The organism is Streptantibioticus cattleyicolor NRRL 8057 = DSM 46488, from assembly GCF_000240165.1.
Taxonomy (GTDB): domain Bacteria; phylum Actinomycetota; class Actinomycetes; order Streptomycetales; family Streptomycetaceae; genus Streptantibioticus; species Streptantibioticus cattleyicolor.
Genome location: NC_017586.1, coordinates 5,159,585 through 5,179,296 on the forward strand (window position 1 = coordinate 5,159,585; position 19,712 = coordinate 5,179,296).

The following is a 19,712-nucleotide window of genomic DNA, read 5'->3' on the forward strand; positions in this document are numbered from 1 at the left end:
GCATACCGCGCCGGGGCCGGTCGCGGGGCGCGGACGGCGGACCGGGGGCGGATTTCGCCCGGCGTATGGCGCGGCGGGCGCCGGTGTCCTTTACTGGTCCCCTTTCCCGGAGGGTCCGGTGGGGGAAGGGGTGTGGCCGGTGGTGTCGAACGGCGGTACGGCGGGGGGCGCGGCGGATCCGCGGGTGGCCGGTCTGCGGGCGGCCGTCGCGCGGTTACGGCGGGACCTGGCCTGCCACGGCGCCCCGGCGGCCGACCGGGAGGCGGCCGAGGAGCAGCTGGCCGCGCTCGACGCCGAGGCGGCCGGCGGTGCCCCGGTGGTGACGCGGCTGCGCGGGTCGCTGTTGCTGGTCACCGGTGCGCTGGGGTCGTTCAGCGCGCTGCGCCCCGGGGTGGACGCGCTGCGCGACGCCGTCGACCTGTTCGGGCTGCCGGCCGCGGGACGGCCGCGCCGCTGACGAACGGCGCGGCGGCGTCCGGCGGGCTCAGGAGGCGGAGCCGGTGCTGGCCAGCGCGGCTGACAACTGCCGGGCCACGTCCTGGAGTACCGGAATGATCTTGTCCTGGGCGGACTCGGTGACCCGCCCGGCCGGGCCGGAGATGGAGATGGCCGCCGCGGTGGGGGAGTCCGGGACGCACACCGCCAGGCAACGCACCCCGACCTCCTGCTCGTTGTCGTCCACCGCGTAACCGGCCCGCCGGATCCGCTCCAGCTCGGCGATGAAGGCGTCCGGCTCGGTGATCGTGCGCTCGGTGGCGGCGGGCATCCCGGTGCGGCCGAGCAGGGCACGCACCTCCTCGGAGGGGACCTGGGCCAGCAGCGCCTTGCCCACCCCGGTGGAGTGCGGCAGCACCCGCCGCCCGACCTCGGTGAACATCCGCATGGAGTGGCGCGAGGGGACCTGGGCGACGTAGACCACCTCGTCGCCGTCGAGCAGCGCCATGTTGGCGGTCTCCCCGGTGGCCTCCACCAGCTGGGCCAGGTACGGCCGGGCCCAGGTGCCCAGCAGCCGGGAGGCGCTCTCGCCGAGCCGGATCAGCCGCGGGCCCAGCGCGTAACGGCGGTTGGGCTGCTGGCGTACGTAGCCGCAGGAGACCAGGGTGCGCATCAGCCGGTGGATGGTGGGCAGCGGCAGCCCGCTGCTGGCCGACAGCTCGCTGAGCCCCACCTCGCCGCCGGCGTCGGCCATCCGCTCCAGCAGGTCGAAGGCGCGCTCCAGGGACTGCACGCCTCCGCCGCCCTGGGCGCCGCCGCCCGCCTTGGCCGTGCCGGGCGCGGCGCCCGAGGTGGCGGGGCTGGTGTTCACGGAGCTGCTGGAGCTGATCGACGGCACGTCCGGTCCTCTCGAAGCCGCTTGGGCCGCCGGTGTTCACCCGTCGGCAGTACCGCAGCCTACCCGGCCACGGAGGGACGATCACCGGGCGCGGCCTGCGAATCCTTCGTCCGCCCGGTCGTTTCGCACCGGATCCGGTCGTTAGTGCCGCCGCTGCCGTGGATCCCTCGGCACGGCAAGTGGCGGTACGCATGTTCTGTAAAGCGAAATCTACTTTCCATTTCATGGAATCGTCCAATCCGGGCCGAACCACCCCGCAGCGCCCCGGTGGCACCCCGGAAGGGTCTTGACGGGCCGCCGGGACACGAAGAACATCTCTTCAACAGTTCGTTGAATCCCGTGGTGGAAGCCGGGGTCCGGAATGAGGAGGGGACGCGTGTCCGAGGCCGAACTCGCCCTGCGTTCGACGCGGGTCGTCACACCCGAAGGCACCCGCCCCGCCACCGTGGTGGTCTCCGGCGGCCGGATCACCGCCGTCCAGCCGTACCAGGCGCCCGTACCCGACGGGGCCCGCCCGACCGACCTCGGCGACGACGTGCTCCTGCCCGGCCTGGTCGACACCCACGTCCACGTCAACGACCCCGGCCGCACCGAGTGGGAGGGGTTCTGGACCGCCACCCGGGCCGCCGCCGCCGGAGGCGTCACCACCCTGATCGACATGCCGCTCAACTCCGTCCCGCCGACCACCACCGTGGCCGCCCTCGACGTCAAGCGGGCGACCGCGCGCGACAAGGCCCACGTCGACGTCGGCTTCTGGGGCGGCGCCATCCCCGGCAACGTCAAGGACCTGCGCCCGCTGCACGACGCCGGGGTCTTCGGCTTCAAGTGCTTCCTGCTGCACTCCGGGGTGGACGAGTTCCCGCAACTGTCCACGGCCGAACTCGACGAGGCCATGGCGGAGATCGCCGGCTTCGGCGGACTGCTGATCGTGCACGCCGAGGACGCCTCACTGATCGGCTCCGCGCCCCCCGCGGCCGGCCCGAGGTACGCCGACTTCCTCGCCTCCCGGCCGCCGGCCGCCGAGCACACCGCCATCGCCACCGTGCTCGACCGCGCCCGGCGCCACAACTGCCGGGTCCACATCCTCCACCTGTCCTTTGCCGGCGCGCTGCCGCTGATCGCCGCCGCCAAGGCCGACGGGGTACCGGTCACCGTCGAGACCTGCCCGCACTACCTCACCCTGCGGGCCGAGGAGATCCCGGACGGGGCGACCGAGTTCAAGTGCTGCCCCCCGATCCGCGAGGCCGGCAACCAGGACGCGCTGTGGCAGGGGCTCGCCGACGGCACCATCGACTGCGTCGTCTCCGACCACTCGCCCTCCACGCCCGACCTCAAGCGGTTCGACACCGGTGACTTCGGCGAGGCGTGGGGCGGCATCTCCTCCCTCCAGCTCGGGCTGCCGGTGATGTGGACCGAGGCCCGCCGCCGCGGCCACTCCATCGAGGACGTGGTCCGCTGGATGTCGGCCGCCCCGGCCCGCTTCGCCGGCCTCGCCCGCAAGGGCGCCATCGCCCCCGGCCACGACGCCGACTTCGCGGTCCTCGCCCCCGACCGGACCTTCACCGTCGACCCGGCCGCCCTGCACCACCGCAACCAGGTCACCGCCTACGCCGGGCGCACCCTGACCGGCGTGGTCCGCGCCACCTATCTGCGCGGCCGACTCATCGCCGAGCACGGGGACACCGTCCGCCGGGCCGGCCACCTCATCGATCGGGCCTGAGCACGACCGGGCCCGGAAGGGAACGCACACCGATGACGCAGGTCACCCGCTTCACCGGCGACGCCGCGCCGTACCGCGAGGGGAACGAGCCGTACGCCGACTACCGCACGGCCGACATCCCCTTCGGCCACCTCGTCGACCTCGCCGACCGCCGCCTCGGGGCCGGCGTCATCGCGGCCAACGACGAGTTCTTCGCCGAGCGGGAGAACCTGCTCAACCCGGAGCCCGCCGTCTTCGACCCGGAACGCTTCGGCCACAAGGGCAAGATCATGGACGGCTGGGAGACCCGCCGCCGCCGCGGCGCCGGCGCCGGCACCCCGCACCCGGCCGACGACGACCACGACTGGGCGCTGATCCGCCTCGGCGCCCCCGGGGTGATCCGCGGCATCGTGGTGGACACCGCCCACTTCCGCGGCAACTACCCCCGGGCCGTCAGCGTCGAGGCCACCACCGCCCCGCTCGCCTCCTCCCCGGAGGAACTCCTCGCCGCCGACGTCGAGTGGACGCCCCTGGTACCGCGCACCGAGGTCGGCGGCCACGCGGCCAACGCCTTCCCGGTCGACGTCGAACGCCGCTTCACCCACGTCCGCCTCAACCAGCACCCCGACGGCGGCGTGGCCCGGCTGCGGGTGCACGGCAAGGTGGCCCCCGACCCCGAATGGCTCGCCGCCCTCGGCACCTTCGACGTGGTCGCGCTGGAGAACGGCGGCTCGGTCGAGGACGCCTCCGACCGCTTCTACTCCCCGCCCACCAACACCATCCTGCCCGGCCGCTCCCGCAAGATGGACGACGGCTGGGAGACCCGCCGCCGCCGCGACCAGGGCAACGACTGGGTCCGCTACCGGCTCACCGCGCAGGCGCTGATCCGCGCCGTGGAGATCGACACCGGCTACCTCAAGGGCAACGCGGCCGGCTGGGCCGCGCTGTACGGCAGGGACGAGACGGCCGGCGCCGACGAGTGGCACGAGATCCTGCCGCGCACCCGGCTCCAGCCCGACACCGTGCACCGCTTCCTGGTGGACGCCCCGGCCGCCACCCACGTGCGGATCGACATCTTCCCGGACGGCGGCATATCCCGGCTGCGGCTGTTCGGCTCGCTGACCGGCACCGGCGCCAAGGCGCTGGCCGAGCGCACCGCGCGGCTGACCACGCCGTGACCCGGTGACCGGACACGGCGGCCGGGGACCGGCGGTCCCCGCCCCGCCGCCGCGCGCCACGAACCCGGCGGCGGCGCCCGGCCGTTCACCGGTACGAGGGCGCGCAGCCGCGGCGCCCCGCCACGCCCGAGGCCCTGTCGTCAAAAGGCCGCCTGCCCCGCGACGCCTAAGGGGGGGTCCCCAGGCGACGCTGAAGGGGGGCGCGCTCGCGGCGTTGCCGGTCGTCGGCCCGCACGGTCGGGCTCCGCCTCGCTTCGGCTGCGGCCGGGGCCCGGCCCTCGTCCCTCGGGCCGACCCCCGACCTCCGCCTCAGCTCGGCTCGCCCTGCGGGGCCGGATGGTCGGGCTCCGTCTCGCTTCGGCTGCGGCCGGGGCCCGGCCCTCGTCCCTCGGGCCGACCCCCGACCTCCGCCTCAGCCCGGCTCGCCCTGCGGGGCCGGATGGTCGGGCTCCGTCTCGCTTCGGCTGCGGCCGGGGCCCGGCCCTCGTCCCTCGGGCCGACCCCCGACCTCCGCCTCAGCCCGGCTCGCCCTGCGGGGCCGGATGGTCGGGCTCCGCCTCGCTTCGGCTGCGGCCGGGGCCCGGCCCTCGTCCCTCGGGCCGACCCCCAACCTCCGCCTCAGCCCGGCTCGCCCTCCGATGCAGCCCGCTGCGCTCTCCTCCCTCCGCCTTGCGATCACACTCCCCCTTCAGCTTCGCCTGGGGGGACCCCCGTGGACGCCGCGGGGCACCGCCCTCCGGGCGGCCGGCGATCTTTCGACGAGGGGCTCTCGCTGGCCAGCTTGGAGGGCGACGGGCGGGTCATCCTCCAGTCGATGACCCTGGAGGGGCTGGCCAACGTCCTCAAGAAGGCCCAGGGCGGCGACAAGCCGGGGCCCACCGGCGGTCTGTTCTCCACCCACGCCGGCTGACCCGGCGCCCGGCGCCCCGCCCGGGCCCGTTGTCGGTGGCGGGCGGTAGCGTTTCCGCCAAGTGGCCCACGAGCACCGGGGAGGCGCAGTGCAGCAGGGTCCGGAGGTCGTCACCTGCGGTGCGGCGACGCTGCTGATGCTCGCCGAACCCGGCGTCCCGCTGGACCGCGCGGCGCACTTCCGGCGGTCGCTCGGCGGTGAGGGGGCCGCCGTCGCTGCCGGCCTCGCCCGGCTCGGCCACCGCACCCGCTGGATCGGCCGGGTGGGCGCCGACCCGGCCGGCGACATCGTCCTGCGCGAACTGCGCGCCGACGGCGTCGACACCGGGTACGCCACCCGCGACCCGCACGCCGCCACCGCCGTGGCGCTGCGCGAGGGCGACCCGCCCCACCGCGCCGACCCGCCCCGCCACCACGCCGGTTCGGCCGCCGCCCGCCTCGCCCCACGCCACATACCCCCCGACGCGCTCGCCGGGGCGCGGCTGCTGCACCTGTCCGGCGCCACCGCGATGCTCTCCGCGGACGCCGCCGACGCCACCTGGCGCCTGCTCACCCTCGCCCACGAGGCCGGGCTCACCGTCTCCTTCGACCCTGGCGCGCGCCACGGACCCGACGATGCCGAAGCCCGCACGCGCACCGTGGCCCCGCTGCTCGCCGAGGCCGACCTGGTCATCGCCGACGCGGCCGAACTCGCCCTGCTCACCGGGGTGTCGGCCGACGACGCCGCCGACGACCTGCTCAGCGGGCGCACCCGCGCGGTGATCGTGCGGCGGCCCGGCACCTCGGCCACCGCGGTGCTGCGCTCCGGGCGCCTCACCCACCCGGCGTTCCCCGTCCCGGCCGGCGCCGGCCCTGCCTTCGTGGCCGGCTACCTCTCCGGCTGGCTGCGGGACGTCGCCGTGGACCAGGCGCTCGCCGAGGCCGCCGCGGTGAGCGCGCTCGCCGCGCGGACCGCCGGGGAGACCGACGGGCTGCCCACCGCCGCCGGCCGCGACCGGGCGCTGGACGCCCTCCGCCGCGGCGAGGACCCCGCACACCGCTGACCGCCCGCCCCCGGGCCGCACAACAGGGAAAGGACGGCGAACCGCCGTGTACCGCTGGGAGATCACCCGGGCCGCGCTGGCCCAGCGCGTCTTCGCCATCATCCGCACCGACAGCTACGACCGGGCCGCCGCCACCGCCGACGCCCTGCTGTCCGCCGGGCTGACCACCCTGGAGATCTCGCTCACCACGCCTTTCGCGCTGGAAGCGGTGACCACGCTGGTGCGGGAGATGGGCGACGAGGCGGTCATCGGTGTCGGCACCGTGCTGGACGCCGCCTCGGCCCGGATGGCGGTCGACGCCGGCGCCCGGTTCCTCGCCTCGCCCGCCCTCGACCCGCAGGTGATCGCCACCGGCCACCGCTACGGCATCCCGGTCTTCCCCGGCGCCGGCACCGCCACCGAGCTGGTCCGCGCGCTCGAACTGGGCGCCGACGCGGTACGGCTCCACCCCGCCGCCGCGTTCGGCCCGGAGTGGATACGCGAGGTGCGCGACGCCCTCCCGCAGGCCGCCCTGCTGCCCGCCGGCGGCCTCACCGTCGACGACGCGCCCGAGTGGATCGCGGCCGGCGCCGTCGCCTGCGGCCTGGGCACCCCACTGACCGAGGGCGACCGGGAGACCGTCGCCAAACGCGTCGCCGACCTGCTGCCCCGGCTCGGCGCGGCGGCCGGATGACGCCCCCGGGCCGCGCGCCGCGCCCGCCCCGACCGCGTCCATGATCCCAACTCGGCCGGAACACGGGCTCGTAGCGACCGGGTAGGGCGGCATAGCCTGAACGGACACGGCGACCGACAGGGGAAACGTCACGTGACGACAGTCAACGACCTCACCACCTACATCGACAACGACGCCGACGATGACATCCTCGACCTGCGCGCGCTCGGCCCGCGGTTCCGGCGCGACCCCTACCCGGTCTACGCCGGGCTGCGGGCCCGCGGCCCGGTGCACCGGGTGCTCACCACCACCGGCACCGAGGCGTGGCTGGTGGTCGGGTACGAACACGGCCGGGCCGCCCTCGTCGACCCGCGGCTGAGCAAACGCTGGTCGCACGCCTCGGACGCGCTGCGACTGATCGCCCCCGCCCCCGGCACCCACATGCTCAACTCCGACCCGCCGGAGCACACCCGGCTGCGCAAGCTGGTGGTCAAGGAGTTCACCCCGCGCCGCGTGGAATCGCTCGCCCCCCGGGTGCAGCAGATCACCGACGACCTGCTCGACGCCATGCTGGCCGCCCCGGACGGCCGGGCCGATCTGGTGGACGCCTTCTCCTTCCCGCTGCCCATCTCGGTCATCTGCGAACTGCTCGGTGTGCCCTTCCTGGACCGCCGGTCGTTCCGCGCCTGGACCGACGACCTGCTCTCCGCCACCGACCCGGCCCAGCAGGAGGCGACGGTGGCCCGGGTCGGCCGCTACCTCGGCGAGCTGATCGAGGAGAAACGCCGGCACCCGGGCGACGACCTGATGAGCGCGCTGATCCGCACCAGCGACGAGGACGGCGACCGGCTCTCCCCGGACGAACTCCTCGGCACCGCCTGGCTGTTGCTGGTCGCCGGCCACGAGACCACCGTCAACCTCATCACCAACGCGGTCCTCGCCCTGCTCACCCACCCCGACCAGCTCGCCGCCCTGCGCGCCGACCCCTCGCTGGTCGACAACGCCGTCGAGGAGACGCTGCGCTGGGACGGCCCGGTGGAGACCCCCACGTTCCGCTTCACCACCGAACCGGTGGAGATCGGCGGCACCGTGATACCGGGCGGCGGCCAACTCGTCCTGGTCGCCCTCGGCGACGCCGACCGCGACCCGGCCCGCTTCCCGGACCCGGAGCGGTTCGACATCACCCGCCAGCCCGGCGGCCACGTCGCCTTCGGCCACGGCCTGCACTACTGCCTCGGCGCGCCACTGGCCCGGCTGGAGGGGCGGATCGCGCTGCGCACCCTGCTGGAGCGCTGCCCCCACCTCGCCCTCGACGCCCACCCCGGCGAGCTGGAATGGCGCCCCGGGTTGCTGATCCGCGGCCCGTACCATCTGCCCGTCCGCTTCACCCGCTGAACCGTCCCGAACAGGAGCCCCACCGCGTGTCCAGCATCTACGACATCCCGCTGCGCACCCTCGCCGGCGACCCCGCCACCCTGGCCGAACACCGCGGCAAGGCGCTGCTCGTCGTCAACGTCGCCTCCAAGTGCGGCCTGACCCCCCAGTACGAAGGGCTGGAGCGGCTCCACAAGCGCTACGCCGACCGCGGCTTCACCGTACTGGGCTTCCCCTGCAACCAGTTCGGCGGCCAGGAGCCGGGCAGCTCCGAGGAGATCGCCACGTTCTGCTCGGCCACCTACGGCGTCACCTTCCCGCTGTACGAGAAGGCCGACGTCAACGGGGCCGGCCGGCAGCCGCTCTACACCGAGCTGACCCGCACGGCCGACGCCGACGGCGAGGCCGGGGACATCCAGTGGAACTTCGAGAAGTTCCTCATCGCCCCGGACGGCACGGTGGCCGCCCGGTTCCGGCCGCGCACCGACCCGGAGGCCCCCGAGGTCGTCTCGGCGATCGAGTCGCTGCTGCCGTAGGACCCCTCCGGTCACACCCCGGCCGTCAGCTCGGCCAGGGCCACCGGCCGCCGCTCCAGCCGGGAGCGTTCGCACGCCTCCGCCACCAGCAGGGCGTGCAGCGCCTCCCGGCCGGAGCACGGGTTGGGCCGCACCCCGCGCACCGCGTCGACGAACGCGGCCAGCTCGGCCCGGTAGGCGGCGTCGAACCGCTCCAGGAACCCCGTCCACGGGCGCCGTGGCGCGCCCGGCCCGCCCGGCTCGGCCGAGGTGAACGGGGTGCGGTCGTCCAGCCCGACCACCAACTGGTCGCGTTCTCCGGCCAGTTCGAGCCGTACGTCGTACCCGGCGCCGTTGTAGCGGGTGGCGGTGGCGGTCACCAGCGTGCCGTCGTCCAGGGTGAGCAGCGCGGCGGCGGTGTCCACGTCGCCGGCCGCCCGGAAGAACGCGGCGCCGCCGGCCGCTCCGGTGGCGAAGACCTCGGTCACCTCACGCCCGGTCAGCCAGCGCACCACGTCGAAGTCGTGCACCAGGCAGTCGCGGATCAGCCCGCCGGAGTGCGGCAGGAACTCCGGCGGCGGGGGAGCGGCGTCCGAGGTGACCGCCCGGATGGTGTGCACCCGGCCCAGCCGGCCGGAGCGCAGCGCCTCCCGGGCCGCCAGGTAGCCGGCGTCGAAGCGGCGCTGGAACCCCATCTGGAGCATCGTGCCGGCCGCCTCCACCTCGCGCAGCGCGGCCAGCGTGCCGGCCAGGTCGAGCGCTATCGGCTTCTCGCAGTAGGCGGGGAGCCCGGCCCGGGCGGCCCGGGTGATCAGCTCGGCGTGCGAGGCGGTGGCGGTGGCGATCACCACCGCGTCGACCCCGGCGGTGAAGACCTCGTCCACCGAGCCGGCCGCGCGGGCCCCGATCCGCTCGGCGAGTCCGGCCGCCCGTGCCCCGTCGGCGTCGCCGATCAGCACCTCGTCCACCCCGTCGTGGCCGGCGAGGACCGCGGCGTGGAAGGAGCCGATCCGGCCGGCGCCCAGGAAACCGATCCGCATGCCGGTCACGCCCCCTCGTACAGCGCGGGCCGCCCGGCGCTCTCGACGGTCACCCGGCCGCCCTCGCGCTGCGCCCGCAGGGCCGCCTCGCACACCGCCGCCGCCGCGTAGCCGTCCCAGGCGCTGGGCCCCTCTGCGCGCCCGGCCCGCACGGCGGCCACCCAGGCGCGGACCTCGCGGTCGTAGGCGTCGGCGAAGCGCTCGGTGAACTCGCCCGGGATCACCCCGCCCCAGCGGCCGGCCGCGTTGAGGAAGAGGTGGCCGTCGTCGCCGACCCGGGCGGTGCCGCCCTCGTTGACCGCCTCGCAGCGCACCTGGTAGCCGAAGCCGCAGGAGACGAAGATCTCCACGTCGACCAGGACCCCGGCGTCGGTCTCGAAGACCAGCAGCTGCGGATCGCCCAGCCCCCGCGGTGCCCGTCCCGACGGCCGCGGGCGGTGCACGGTGACCGCGGTGATCTCCTGGCCCAGCAGCCAGCGCGCGGTGTCGATCTCGTGCACCACCGAGTCGTTGACCAGCATGGCGTCGGTGAACCCGGGCAGCGTCGAGGCGTTGCGGTGGGTGCAGCGCAGCAGCAGCGTGCGCCCCTGCTCGCCGCCGGCCAGCAGCGCCTTGAGCCGCTGGAAGTCGGCGTCGTAGCGGCGCATGAAGCCCACCTGGATCAGCCGGCGGCCGAGCGCGGCCTCGGCGTGCACGATCCGCAGCGCCGCCGCGGCGTCCGGGGTCAGCGGCTTCTCGCAGAGCACCGGCAGCCGCCGCTCCAACGCCGCCAGCAGCGCGGCCTCGTGGGCCGGGCCCGGGGAGGCGATCAGCACCGCGTCCACCCCGGGGTCGTCCATCGCGGCCACCGGGTCGGGGTACGCGGCGCAGCCGGCCACCCCGGCCGCGACCGCCTCGGCCCGGGCGGCGTCCACGTCGGCCACCGCGGCGACCCGGGCGCCGCCGATCACCTCGGCGATACGGCGTACGTGGTCGGCGCCCATCCGGCCGGCGCCGAGCACGGCGACGCCCAGGGGTTCGGCTCGGTTCATGGTGTCCCGTTCTCCTGATCGTGCTGGAAGCTTGGTCCCGCCGGCGAGGTGGCCGTCAGGCGCCGCAGCCGCGCAGGTAGCGGCGGGTGCGGCGGGCGATGGGCAGCGGCCGGTCCGGCGGGCACGGATACATGTCCTGCTCGACGATGGCGAACAGGTCGACGCCGAGGCGCTGCGCGGCGTGCAGCACCGGCGGCAACTCCGGTACGCCCAGCGGTGGTTCGCACATCACGCCACGGGCCACCGCCGGGCCGAACGGCAACCGCCGCGCCACCACGTCGGCGAGGACCGCCGGGTCGACCTGCTTGAGGTGGAGGTAGCCGATGCGTTCGCCGTAGGTCTCGATGAGCCGGACGCTGTCGCCGCCGCAGTAGGCGTAGTGGCCGGTGTCCAGGCAGAGCGCGACCGCCGAGGGGTCGGTGGCGTCGAGGAAGCGGGCGACGTGCTCCTCGGTGTCGATGTGGGTGTCGGCGTGCGGGTGGACCACGATCCGCAGCCCGAACTCCTCACGCACCCGGCGGCCGAGGCGTTCGGTCCCGGCGGCCAGGTCACGCCATTGCGCGGCGGTCAGCTCCGGGGGTTCGAGCACCTCGGCGGTCTTGTCGTCACGCCAGAAGGCGGGGATCACCACCAGGTGGGCGGCGCCCATGGCCCGGGTGAGCGCGGCGACCCGGGAGACCTGGCGCCAGGTGTCCTCCCACACCGCGGGGCCGTGGTGCAAGGCGGTGAAGACGGTGCCGGCGGTGACCTTCAGGCCGCGCCGGGCGGTCTCCTCGGTGAGCACGGCCGGGTCGGTGGGCAGGTAGCCGTAGGGGCCGAGTTCGATCCACTCGTAGCCGGCGTCGGCGACCTCGTCCAGGAAGCGCCGCCAGGGCGGCTGGCGCGGGTCGTCGGGGAACCACACGCCCCAGGAGTCGGGGGCCGAGCCGACCCGGATCCGGTCCAGCGGCGCGGCCGGGGAGGGGTGGGTCATGGGGCGGTCTCCTTGCCTTCCACGGGGTCTTCGCTTTCCACGGGGTCCGGGGCGGGGGCGCCGCCGGGGACGCGGGCCAGTTCGTGGCGGAGCGCGGCGAGTTCGGCGCCGCCGGCCATGTGGTGGGTGAGGTCGTCGACGGTGATCCGGTCGCGGGCCGCGCTCACCTCGACGGTGCCCAGACGCAGCACCGTGAAGTGGTCGCCGACCAGGTAGGCGTGGTGCGGGTTGTGGGTGATGAAGACGACGCCGAGGCCGCGGTCGCGGGCGGCGGCGATGTACTTGAGGACGACGCCGGACTGCTTGACGCCGAGTGCCGCGGTGGGCTCGTCCAGGATGAGCACCCGGGCGCCGAAGTGGACCGCGCGGGCGATCGCCACCGACTGGCGCTGGCCGCCGGAGAGGGTGCCGATGGGCTGGTCGAGGTCGTCCAGTTCGATGCCCATGGCGCGCAGTTCGGCGTCGGTGGTGCGTTTCATCCGGGCGATGTCGAGCCGGCGCAGCGGCCAGGGGCCGCGGGTCGGCTCCGAGCCGAGGAAGAAGTTGCGCCACACCGGCATCAGCGGCACGGTCGCCAGGTCCTGGTAGACGGTGGCGATGCCGGCGTCGAGGGCGTCGCGCGGGGAGGACAGGCGCACCGGGGCGCCGTCGATACGCAGTTCGCCCTCGGTGTGCTGGTGCAGCCCCGCGATGATCTTGATGAGGGTGGACTTGCCGGCCCCGTTGTCCCCCAGGACGCAGGTCACCTGGCCGGGACGGACGGTGAGGTCGACGCCGTACAAGGCGCGCACGTTGCCGTAGGACTTGCCGACGCCGGCGAGTTCGACGACGGGCGGGCGGGTGGTCGCGTCGGATGCCATGGAAGCGTTCACCTCCGGGTCGCCTGGCGGCGTACCCACAGATTGACGAGCGTGGCGGCGAGCAGCATCACGCCCAGGAAGAACTTGAACCAGTCGGGGTTCCAGTTGGCGTAGACGATGCCCTGGGTGACCATGCCGAAGATGAAGGCGCCGATCACCGCGCCGACCGCGGAGCCGTAGCCGCCGGTGAGCAGACAGCCGCCGATCACCGCGGCGATGATGTACAGGAACTCGTTGCCGACGCCCTCGCCGGACTGGACGGTGTCGAAGGAGAAGAGCTGGTTCATCCCGACGAACCAGGCGGCGAACCCCACCGACATGAAGAGCGCGATCTTGGTGAAGGCGACCGGGACGCCGACCGCCCGGGCGCTGTCCTGGTCGCCGCCGACCGCGAAGATCCAGTTGCCGAACCGGGTGCGCAGCAGCACCCAGGTGGCGATCGCGGCGAACAGCAGCCACCACACCACGGTGATCTTCAACTTCACGCCGCCGAGGCTCAGTTCAGCCGCGAAGACCGCCTTGGCCTGGGTGAAGCCGTCCATGTCGGAGATGGCGTCGGTGGCCACGTTGCCGGTGAGCAGCTTGGTGACCGCCAGGTTGAGCCCCTGGAGCATCAGGAAGGTGCCCAGGGTGACCAGGAAGCTGGGGAGTTTGGTGCGCACCAGCAGATAGCCGTTGAGGGCGCCGACGGCCAGCGAGACGGCGAGCGCGGCCACCACCCCCACCCACACGTTCTGGGTGAGCTGGAAGCTGAGCATGCTCGCGGTGAGCGCCGAGGTGATCACCGCGACCCCGGCCGACAGGTCGAACTCGCCGCCGATCATCAGCAGCGCCACCGGCAGCGCCACGATGCCGATGGTCGAGGACTGGTAGAGCACCGTGGCCAGCGAGTCCAGGTGGCGGAAGGGCGGGGCGACGGCGAAGAAGAAGACGTAGACCGCGATCGCGCCGATGAAGGCGCCGACCTCGGGGCGGCCCAGCGCGCGGCGCGGCAGGGAGCGGCGCGCGGTGCGCGGGGGGCGGGCCGGGGGAGCGGACGGGGAGGGGTCCGCGGCCGGTACGGCTGCCTCGCTCATCGGCGTCACCGGGTCCCGTTCTCGGCGTACTTGGCCACGCTGCCGATGTTGTCCTTGTCAACGAAGGCCGGTCCGGTGAGCACCGGCTGCCGGCCGCCGCCGGAGGTGTCACCGTTGTTCTTGTACAGCCACAGCCCGTCCACCGCGAGGTAGCCCTGGAGGAAGGGCTGCTGGTCGACGGCGAACTGCACGGTGCCCGCCCGTATCGCCGGCACCAGCGCCTTGTCGAGGTCGAAGGTGGCCACCGCGGCCTTGGCGCCGGCGTCCGAGACGGCCTGGGCGGCGGTGAGCGCGTAGGGGGCGCCGAGGGTGACCACCTCGTCCACCGAGTGGTCCTGCTGGAGCTTGGCGGTGAGGGTGGACTTCACCGAGGGCATGTCGGTGCCGTTGACGTACAGCAGGTCCGTGGTGCCGTGGAAGGTGCGGCGCACCCCGGCGCAGCGGTCGGCCAGCGAGACGTTGCCCTGTTCGTGGATGACGCACAACGCGTGCTTGGCGCCGAGCTGGTTGAGCTTGTCGCCGAAGGCCTGGCCGGCGACGTTCTCGTCCTGGCCGAAGAACTCCAGCAGCCCCTGCGCCCGCCAGGCGTCCAGCCCGGCGTTGACGCCGACCACCGGGATGCCGGCCTGCTCGGCCTTGGCGGTGACCCCCTTCATGGCGTCCGGCTTGGCCAGGGTGACCACGATGCCGTCCACCTTCTGGTCGACCGCGTTCTGCACGAGGTTGGCCTGGTTGGCGGCGTTGGGGTCGCTGGCGTAGACCAGGTCGACGTTGTCCTTGGCGGCGGCGGTCTGGGCGCCCTTGCGCACCAGGTCCCAGAAGGTGTCGCCGGGTCCGCCGTGGGTGACCATGGCGACCTTCATCCGGGGTGTGGTGGCGTGCCCCGCGGCCAGCGAGCCGGCGGCGTCCCGGGCTCGTTTGCCGCCGGTGCTGCTGGCGCACCCGGCGACGAGCACGGCGCCCGCCGCACACGCGGCCAGCACCACGGCCCCGCGGGATCTGGCTGTGCGTTCCATCGGTCCTGCACCTCACTGGTGGGAAGAGAACGGGGAAGGAGGAAGGGGAGTGCCGGGCGGACACCGGGGAGCCAACCGGCTGCCGGGTGCGGTGTCAAGGGTTTGTCCTGACAACAATTCATCTCGACATCACCGCCGGTGACTTCGCCCGACGACCGGACGTCCGGATGTAAGGACAAAGTATTGACACCCCTTCGGTGCCGGTACTAGACCTGACGCCCAAGACGCCATGCCCGCTAAGGAGCCGAGCCGATGACCGAGGCGTACGACACCGACGAGCCGTACGACCTGATCACGATGGGCCGGATCGGGGTGGACCTGTACCCCTTGCAGACCGGGGTGCCGCTGGCCCGGGTGGAGACCTTCGGGAAGTTCCTCGGCGGCTCCGCGGCCAACGTGGCCGTGGCCGCCGCCCGGCTCGGCCGCCGCACAGCGCTGATCTCCCGCACCGGACGCGACCCGTTCGGCGACTACCTCCACCAGGCGCTGCGCGACTTCCGCGTGGACGACCGCTGGGTCACCCCGGTGGAGCCCTACCCGACCCCGGTCACCTTCTGCGAGATCTTCCCGCCCGACGACTTCCCGCTCTACTTCTACCGCCGCCCCAAGGCCCCCGACCTCCAGATCCACCCCGGCGAACTCGACCTGGACGCCATCGCCGCCGCCCGTGTCTTCTGGATGACCGGCACCGGACTGTGCGCCCAGCCCAGCCGCGCCGCCACCCTCACCGCGCTGCGCGCCCGCCCCCGGGACGCCGTCACCGTCTTCGACCTCGACTGGCGCCCGATGTTCTGGGACGACCCGGACACCGCCCGCGCCGCCTACGCCGAGGCGCTGGCCCACGCCACCGTCGCCGTCGGCAACCTGGAGGAGTGCGCCGTCGCCACCGGCGAACGCGAACCGTGGGCCTGCGCCCGCGCCCTGCTCGCCGCCGGCGTCGAACTCGCGGTGGTCAAACAGGGCCCCGAGGGGGTGCTCGCCTGCCACCGGCACGGCGCCGCCGTCCAGGTGCCGCCGGTCGCCGTCGAGGTGGTCAACGGCCTCGGCGCCGGTGACGCCTTCGGCGGCGCCCTGTGCCACGGACTGCTCGCCGGGCGACCGTTGGAGGACGTGCTGCGCCACGCCAACGCGGCCGGGGCCATCGTCGCCTCCCGGCTCGCCTGCTCCTCCGCCATGCCCACCGAGCCCGAGGTCGAGGCGCTCCTCGCCCGCGGCTGACCGTGGCCCGCCCCGGCCGCCCGGACGCGTCGCGGGCCACGCAACCCACCGAAAGGCAACCCCCGTTGAGCATCAGCATCAGCGACCTCGTCACGGTGCGCACCCGGCACCCCGAGGCCATCGCCGAAGCCGCCGCCCGGCGCGCCCGGCGGCCACTGCTCGGCCCGACCGGGCGGCTGATGATCGTCGCCGCCGACCACCCGGCCCGTGGCGCGCTCGCCGTCGGCGACCACCGGCTCGCCATGGCCAACCGCGCCGACCTGCTGGAACGCATCTGCGTGGCGCTCGGGCGGCCCGGCGTGGACGGGGTCCTGGCCACCGCCGACATCCTGGAGGACCTGCTGCTGCTCGGCGCCCTCGACGGCAAGGTGGCCATCGGCTCGATGAACCGCGGCGGACTGGCCGGCGCCGCCTTCGAACTCGACGACCGCTTCACCGGCTACCGCCCCCAGGACATCGCCCGGCTCGGCCTCGACGCCGGCAAACTCCTGCTGCGCATCGACTACTCCGACCCCGGTTCGCTGACCACCATGGTGAGCACCGCCCGGGCCATCGACGAGATGGCCGCACACCGCAAACCCGTCTTTGTCGAACCCTTCATCTCCCGGCGGATCGACGGCAAGGTCGTCAACGACCTCGGCGCCGAAGCGGTCACCCGCTCCATAGCCATCGCCTCCGGCCTGGCCGGCACCTCCGCCTACACCTGGCTGAAGGTCCCGGTCACCACCGACCCGGCGGCGATGGCCGAGGTGATGGCCGCCTCCACCCTCCCCGCCGTCCTCCTCGGCGGCGAGGCCGGCCCCGACCAGGACGCGCTCTACGAACGGTGGCGCACCGCGCTGGCCCTGCCCACCGTCCTCGGCCTGGTCGTCGGCCGCTCGCTGCTCTACCCCGCCCACGGCACCGTGCGGGAAGCGGTCGACACCGCCGTCTCCCTGCTGTGACCACGCCCCCGCCCGCCCCGCGACGCCCAGGAGAGCCCACGCCATGTCCACCCCGCACTGCCATCTGCCGGCCGGCAGCGCCGCCGAGGGCCCCTACACCGTGGCCGTCGACCCGCGACGGGCCGGCTGGGACCACTGCTCGCTGCGGGTGCTCACCCTGCCCCCGGGCGGCGGCCACACCCTGGAGACCGGTGACAGCGAGTGGATCGTGCTCCCGCTGGCCGGCGGCTGCCGGGTGACCACCGACGACGCCGACCTCCAACTCCACGGCCGGACGAGCGTGTTCAGCGGTGTCACCGACTTCGCCTACCTGCCCAGGGACTCCCGCGCCCGCCTCACCAGCCCCGGCGGCGGCCGGTTCGCCCTGGCCGGCGCCCGCTGCGCCCGCCGGCTGCCCGCCCGTTACGGCCCGGCCTCCGGCGTCCCGGTGGAACTGCGCGGCACCGGCACCTGCTCACGCCAGGTCAACAACTTCGCCGCCGCCGGGGTCTTCGAGGCCGACCGGCTGATCGCGGTGGAGGTCCTCACCCCCGGCGGCAACTGGTCCTCCTACCCGCCGCACAAGCACGACGAGGAACGGCCCGGCGAGGAGAGCCGGCTGGAGGAGATCTACTACTACGAGATCGCCGCCGCCCACGGCACCGCCGGCCTCGGCTACCAGCGCGTCACCCCCTCCGGCCACGGCCACGGCACCGAACTGCTCGCCGAAGTGCGGCACGGCGACACCGTCCTCATCCCGGACGGCTGGCACGGCCCGTCCATCGCCGCCCCCGGCCACGACATGTACTACCTCAACGTGATGGCCGGACCCGGCGCCGAACGGGAATGGCTCATCCGCGACCACCCCGACCACGCCTGGGTCCGCGACGACTGGGCCGGGCGCCCGGTCGACCCGCGGCTGCCGCTGTACCCCGCCCCGTCCACCGCGCCCTCCGGAGAGCCCCGATGACCCGACACCTGACCGTCGCCCAGGCACTGGTGGAGTTCCTGGCCCACCAGTACACCGAACGCGACGGGGTACGCACCCGGCTGGTGGCCGCCTGCTGGGGGATCTTCGGCCACGGCAACGTGGCCGGCCTCGGCCAGGGGCTGCTGGAGGCCGGGGCGGCGGCGATGCCGTTCCTCCAGGGCCGCAACGAACAGGCCATGGTGCACGCCGCCGTCGGCTACGCCCGCCAGTGCGACCGGCTCTCCACCCACGCCGTCACCACCTCCATCGGCCCCGGCGCCACCAACCTCGTCACCGGCGCCGCCCTGGCCACCATCAACCGCCTCCCCGTCCTGCTGCTGCCCGGCGACACCTTCGCCACCCGCCCCGCCGACCCGGTGCTGCAACAACTCGAGCCCGCCCACGCCGGTGACCTCAGCGTCAACGACGCGCTGCGCCCGGTCTCCCGCTGGTTCGACCGGGTGCACCGCCCCGAGGCGCTGATCCCGGCCGCCCTGGCGGCGATGCGGGTGCTCGCCGACCCGGTGCAGACCGGCGCCGTCACCCTCGCCCTGCCGCAGGACGTCCAGGCCGAGGCGTACGACTGGCCCGAGGAGTTCCTCGCCGACCGGGTCTGGCACGTCCGCCGGCCCGCCCCCGACCCGGCCGAACTCGCCGCCGCCGCGGCCGCCGTCCGCGCCGCCCGCCGCCCGCTGATCGTGGCCGGCGGCGGCGTCCACCACAGCGTGGCCGAGGCGGCGCTGGCCGCCCTCGCCGACGCCACCGGCATCCCGGTGGCCACCACCCAGGCCGGCAAGGGCGCGCTCCGTCACGACCACCCCGCCGAGGTCGGCGGCGTCGGCCACACCGGCACCGCGGTCGCCGACGACCTCGCCCGCACCGCCGACCTGGTCATCGGCGTCGGCACCCGCTGGACCGACTTCACCACCGCCTCCGGCACCCTGTTCGCCGCCCCCCGGGTGCGCTTCGTCAACTGCGACATCGCCCCCTTCGACGCCCACAAGATGGGCGCCCTGCCACTGGTCGCCGACGCCCGCAGCGCACTCGACGCGCTGCGCGCCGCACTCGACGGCCACCGGGTCGACCCCGGCTACGAGGCCGAATACCGCGCAGGCAAGGCGAGTTGGGAACGGACCGCCGACGCCGCCCGGTCCGTCGCCGACGAGGAGGCCGCCCCCACCCAGAGCCAGCTCGTCGCCGCCCTCGAAGCGGCCACCGGCGACGAGGACGTGGTGATCAACGCGGCCGGCTCGCTCCCCGGCGACCTGCACAAGCTCTGGCGCGCCCGCTCCCGCCGCCAGTACCACCTGGAATACGGCTACTCCTGCATGGGGTACGAGATCCCGGCCGCCATCGGCGTCAAACTCGCCGCCCCCGACCGCCAGGTGTGGGCCCTGGTCGGCGACGGCACCTACCTGATGCTCCCCGGCGAGATCGTCACCGCCGTCCAGGAGGGCATCGCCATCAAGGTGGTGCTGGTCCAGAACCACGGCTACGCCTCCATCGGCGGCCTGTCCGAACAGGTCGGCGGCGAACGCTTCGCCACCGCCTACCGCTACCGCGCCCCGGACGGCTCCTACACCGGCGACCCGCTCCCGGTGGACCTCGCCGCCAACGCCGCCAGCCTCGGCATGGACGTCCTGCGGGCCGGCACGGTACGGCAGCTGCGCGCCGCGCTCGCCACCGCCCGCGCCGCCGACCGCCCCACCTGCGTGTACGTCGAGACCGACCCGGCGCCGACCGCCCCGCCCGCCCAGGCGTGGTGGGACGTGCCGGTGGCTCAGACCGCCACCCGCCCGGCCGCGGTGCGGGCCCGCGCCGAGTACGAACGCCGGGCCGCCGCCCGCCGGCGCCACCTGTGAGCCGGCCCGGAGCCGGGACGGAACCGGGGCCGCGGGCGGC

At 74.6% G+C, this 19,712-nt stretch carries 19 protein-coding genes; 12 read left to right on the forward strand and 7 right to left on the reverse strand.

Going from position 1 to position 19,712, the window contains the following annotated elements:
- Positions 1-139 precede the first annotated feature (139 nt).
- Positions 140-457: a DUF5955 family protein gene (locus SCATT_RS22625; RefSeq protein WP_014145488.1), complete on the forward strand. Its 318-nt coding sequence runs from the start codon at positions 140-142 to the stop codon at positions 455-457.
- A 27-nt stretch (positions 458-484) separates the two neighbouring features.
- On the opposite strand, the gene SCATT_RS22630 is transcribed toward SCATT_RS22625, so the two are convergent.
- Positions 485-1,228 (reverse strand): IclR family transcriptional regulator, encoded by a 744-nt coding sequence (locus tag SCATT_RS22630; protein WP_173405747.1) that lies wholly within the window; start codon positions 1,226-1,228, stop codon positions 485-487.
- Positions 1,229-1,709: 481 nt separating this feature from the next.
- Between SCATT_RS22630 and allB the strand changes: the two genes are divergently transcribed.
- From allB to SCATT_RS22665, 7 genes are all read left to right on the forward strand, one after another.
- Positions 1,710-3,053, forward strand: a complete 1,344-nt coding sequence (gene allB, locus SCATT_RS22635; protein ID WP_014145491.1) for an allantoinase AllB — start codon at positions 1,710-1,712, stop codon at positions 3,051-3,053.
- Positions 3,054-3,085: 32 nt separating this feature from the next.
- A complete protein-coding gene (alc, locus tag SCATT_RS22640; RefSeq protein ID WP_014145492.1) occupies positions 3,086-4,210 on the forward strand; it encodes an allantoicase in 1,125 nt (374 codons plus the stop codon).
- Positions 4,211-4,922: 712 nt separating this feature from the next.
- A complete protein-coding gene (locus tag SCATT_RS22645) occupies positions 4,923-5,120 on the forward strand; it encodes a hypothetical protein (RefSeq protein WP_014145493.1) in 198 nt (65 codons plus the stop codon).
- Positions 5,121-5,208: 88 nt separating this feature from the next.
- Positions 5,209-6,162 carry a PfkB family carbohydrate kinase gene (locus SCATT_RS22650; protein ID WP_014145494.1) on the forward strand — a complete coding sequence of 318 codons (954 nt, stop codon included), beginning with the start codon at positions 5,209-5,211 and terminating at the stop codon, positions 6,160-6,162.
- A gap of 46 nt (positions 6,163-6,208) precedes the next feature.
- Positions 6,209-6,835: a bifunctional 4-hydroxy-2-oxoglutarate aldolase/2-dehydro-3-deoxy-phosphogluconate aldolase gene (locus tag SCATT_RS22655; protein ID WP_014145495.1), complete on the forward strand. Its 627-nt coding sequence runs from the start codon at positions 6,209-6,211 to the stop codon at positions 6,833-6,835.
- Positions 6,836-6,967: 132 nt separating this feature from the next.
- A complete protein-coding gene (locus SCATT_RS22660) occupies positions 6,968-8,209 on the forward strand; it encodes a cytochrome P450 family protein (RefSeq protein ID WP_014145496.1) in 1,242 nt (413 codons plus the stop codon).
- Between the two features lie 26 nt (positions 8,210-8,235).
- Entirely contained in the window at positions 8,236-8,724 is a 489-nt protein-coding gene (locus tag SCATT_RS22665; RefSeq protein ID WP_014145497.1) for a glutathione peroxidase, read from the forward strand.
- Positions 8,725-8,735: 11 nt separating this feature from the next.
- On the opposite strand, the gene SCATT_RS22670 is transcribed toward SCATT_RS22665, so the two are convergent.
- Genes SCATT_RS22670 through SCATT_RS22695 form a run of 6 tightly spaced genes read right to left on the reverse strand, consistent with a single transcriptional unit; the run spans position 8,736 to position 14,699 of the window.
- Positions 8,736-9,743, reverse strand: a complete 1,008-nt coding sequence (locus SCATT_RS22670; RefSeq protein ID WP_041825183.1) for a Gfo/Idh/MocA family protein — start codon at positions 9,741-9,743, stop codon at positions 8,736-8,738.
- A 5-nt stretch (positions 9,744-9,748) separates the two neighbouring features.
- Entirely contained in the window at positions 9,749-10,774 is a 1,026-nt protein-coding gene (locus tag SCATT_RS22675; protein ID WP_014145499.1) for a Gfo/Idh/MocA family protein, read from the reverse strand.
- A gap of 55 nt (positions 10,775-10,829) precedes the next feature.
- On the reverse strand, positions 10,830-11,747 hold the full coding sequence (locus SCATT_RS22680; protein ID WP_014145500.1) for a sugar phosphate isomerase/epimerase family protein: 918 nt from the start codon (positions 11,745-11,747) through the stop codon (positions 10,830-10,832).
- Positions 11,744-12,607 carry an ATP-binding cassette domain-containing protein gene (locus tag SCATT_RS22685; protein WP_014145501.1) on the reverse strand — a complete coding sequence of 288 codons (864 nt, stop codon included), beginning with the start codon at positions 12,605-12,607 and terminating at the stop codon, positions 11,744-11,746. The genes SCATT_RS22680 and SCATT_RS22685 overlap by 4 nt, the downstream gene beginning before the upstream one ends.
- A gap of 8 nt (positions 12,608-12,615) precedes the next feature.
- A complete protein-coding gene (locus SCATT_RS22690) occupies positions 12,616-13,683 on the reverse strand; it encodes an ABC transporter permease (protein WP_041824945.1) in 1,068 nt (355 codons plus the stop codon).
- A 5-nt stretch (positions 13,684-13,688) separates the two neighbouring features.
- Positions 13,689-14,699: a substrate-binding domain-containing protein gene (locus SCATT_RS22695; protein WP_014145503.1), complete on the reverse strand. Its 1,011-nt coding sequence runs from the start codon at positions 14,697-14,699 to the stop codon at positions 13,689-13,691.
- 252 nt (positions 14,700-14,951) lie between these two features.
- On the opposite strand from SCATT_RS22695, the gene iolC reads away from it, so the two are divergent.
- The 4 genes from iolC (at position 14,952) to iolD (ending at position 19,672) form a co-directional block, all read left to right on the forward strand.
- Complete coding sequence (iolC, locus tag SCATT_RS22700) at positions 14,952-15,917, forward strand: 5-dehydro-2-deoxygluconokinase (RefSeq protein WP_014145504.1); 966 nt, start codon at positions 14,952-14,954, stop codon at positions 15,915-15,917.
- Between the two features lie 65 nt (positions 15,918-15,982).
- Positions 15,983-16,861, forward strand: coding sequence for a Cgl0159 family (beta/alpha)8-fold protein (locus SCATT_RS22705; RefSeq protein ID WP_014145505.1), 879 nt, complete (start codon positions 15,983-15,985; stop codon positions 16,859-16,861).
- A 43-nt stretch (positions 16,862-16,904) separates the two neighbouring features.
- On the forward strand, positions 16,905-17,810 hold the full coding sequence (gene iolB, locus SCATT_RS22710) for a 5-deoxy-glucuronate isomerase (RefSeq protein WP_014145506.1): 906 nt from the start codon (positions 16,905-16,907) through the stop codon (positions 17,808-17,810).
- A complete protein-coding gene (gene iolD / locus SCATT_RS22715) occupies positions 17,807-19,672 on the forward strand; it encodes a 3D-(3,5/4)-trihydroxycyclohexane-1,2-dione acylhydrolase (decyclizing) (protein WP_014145507.1) in 1,866 nt (621 codons plus the stop codon). Before iolB ends, iolD begins: the two co-directional genes overlap by 4 nt.
- Positions 19,673-19,712: the final 40 nt, after the last annotated feature.

Excerpts from the sequence above, each read along its gene's own strand:
- SCATT_RS22675 (WP_014145499.1), bottom strand. The coding sequence starts at position 10,774 with ATGAACCGAGCCGAACCCCTGGGCGTCGCCGTGCTCGGCGCCGGCCGG.
- SCATT_RS22695 (WP_014145503.1), bottom strand. The coding sequence starts at position 14,699 with ATGGAACGCACAGCCAGATCCCGCGGGGCCGTGGTGCTGGCCGCGTGT.
- alc (WP_014145492.1), top strand. The coding sequence starts at position 3,086 with ATGACGCAGGTCACCCGCTTCACCGGCGACGCCGCGCCGTACCGCGAG.
- SCATT_RS22690 (WP_041824945.1), bottom strand. The coding sequence starts at position 13,683 with ATGAGCGAGGCAGCCGTACCGGCCGCGGACCCCTCCCCGTCCGCTCCC.
- iolD (WP_014145507.1), top strand. The coding sequence starts at position 17,807 with ATGACCCGACACCTGACCGTCGCCCAGGCACTGGTGGAGTTCCTGGCC.
- SCATT_RS22685 (WP_014145501.1), bottom strand. The coding sequence starts at position 12,607 with ATGGCATCCGACGCGACCACCCGCCCGCCCGTCGTCGAACTCGCCGGC.
- iolC (WP_014145504.1), top strand. The coding sequence starts at position 14,952 with ATGACCGAGGCGTACGACACCGACGAGCCGTACGACCTGATCACGATG.
- SCATT_RS22680 (WP_014145500.1), bottom strand. The coding sequence starts at position 11,747 with ATGACCCACCCCTCCCCGGCCGCGCCGCTGGACCGGATCCGGGTCGGC.
- iolB (WP_014145506.1), top strand. The coding sequence starts at position 16,905 with ATGTCCACCCCGCACTGCCATCTGCCGGCCGGCAGCGCCGCCGAGGGC.
- SCATT_RS22670 (WP_041825183.1), bottom strand. The coding sequence starts at position 9,743 with ATGCGGATCGGTTTCCTGGGCGCCGGCCGGATCGGCTCCTTCCACGCC.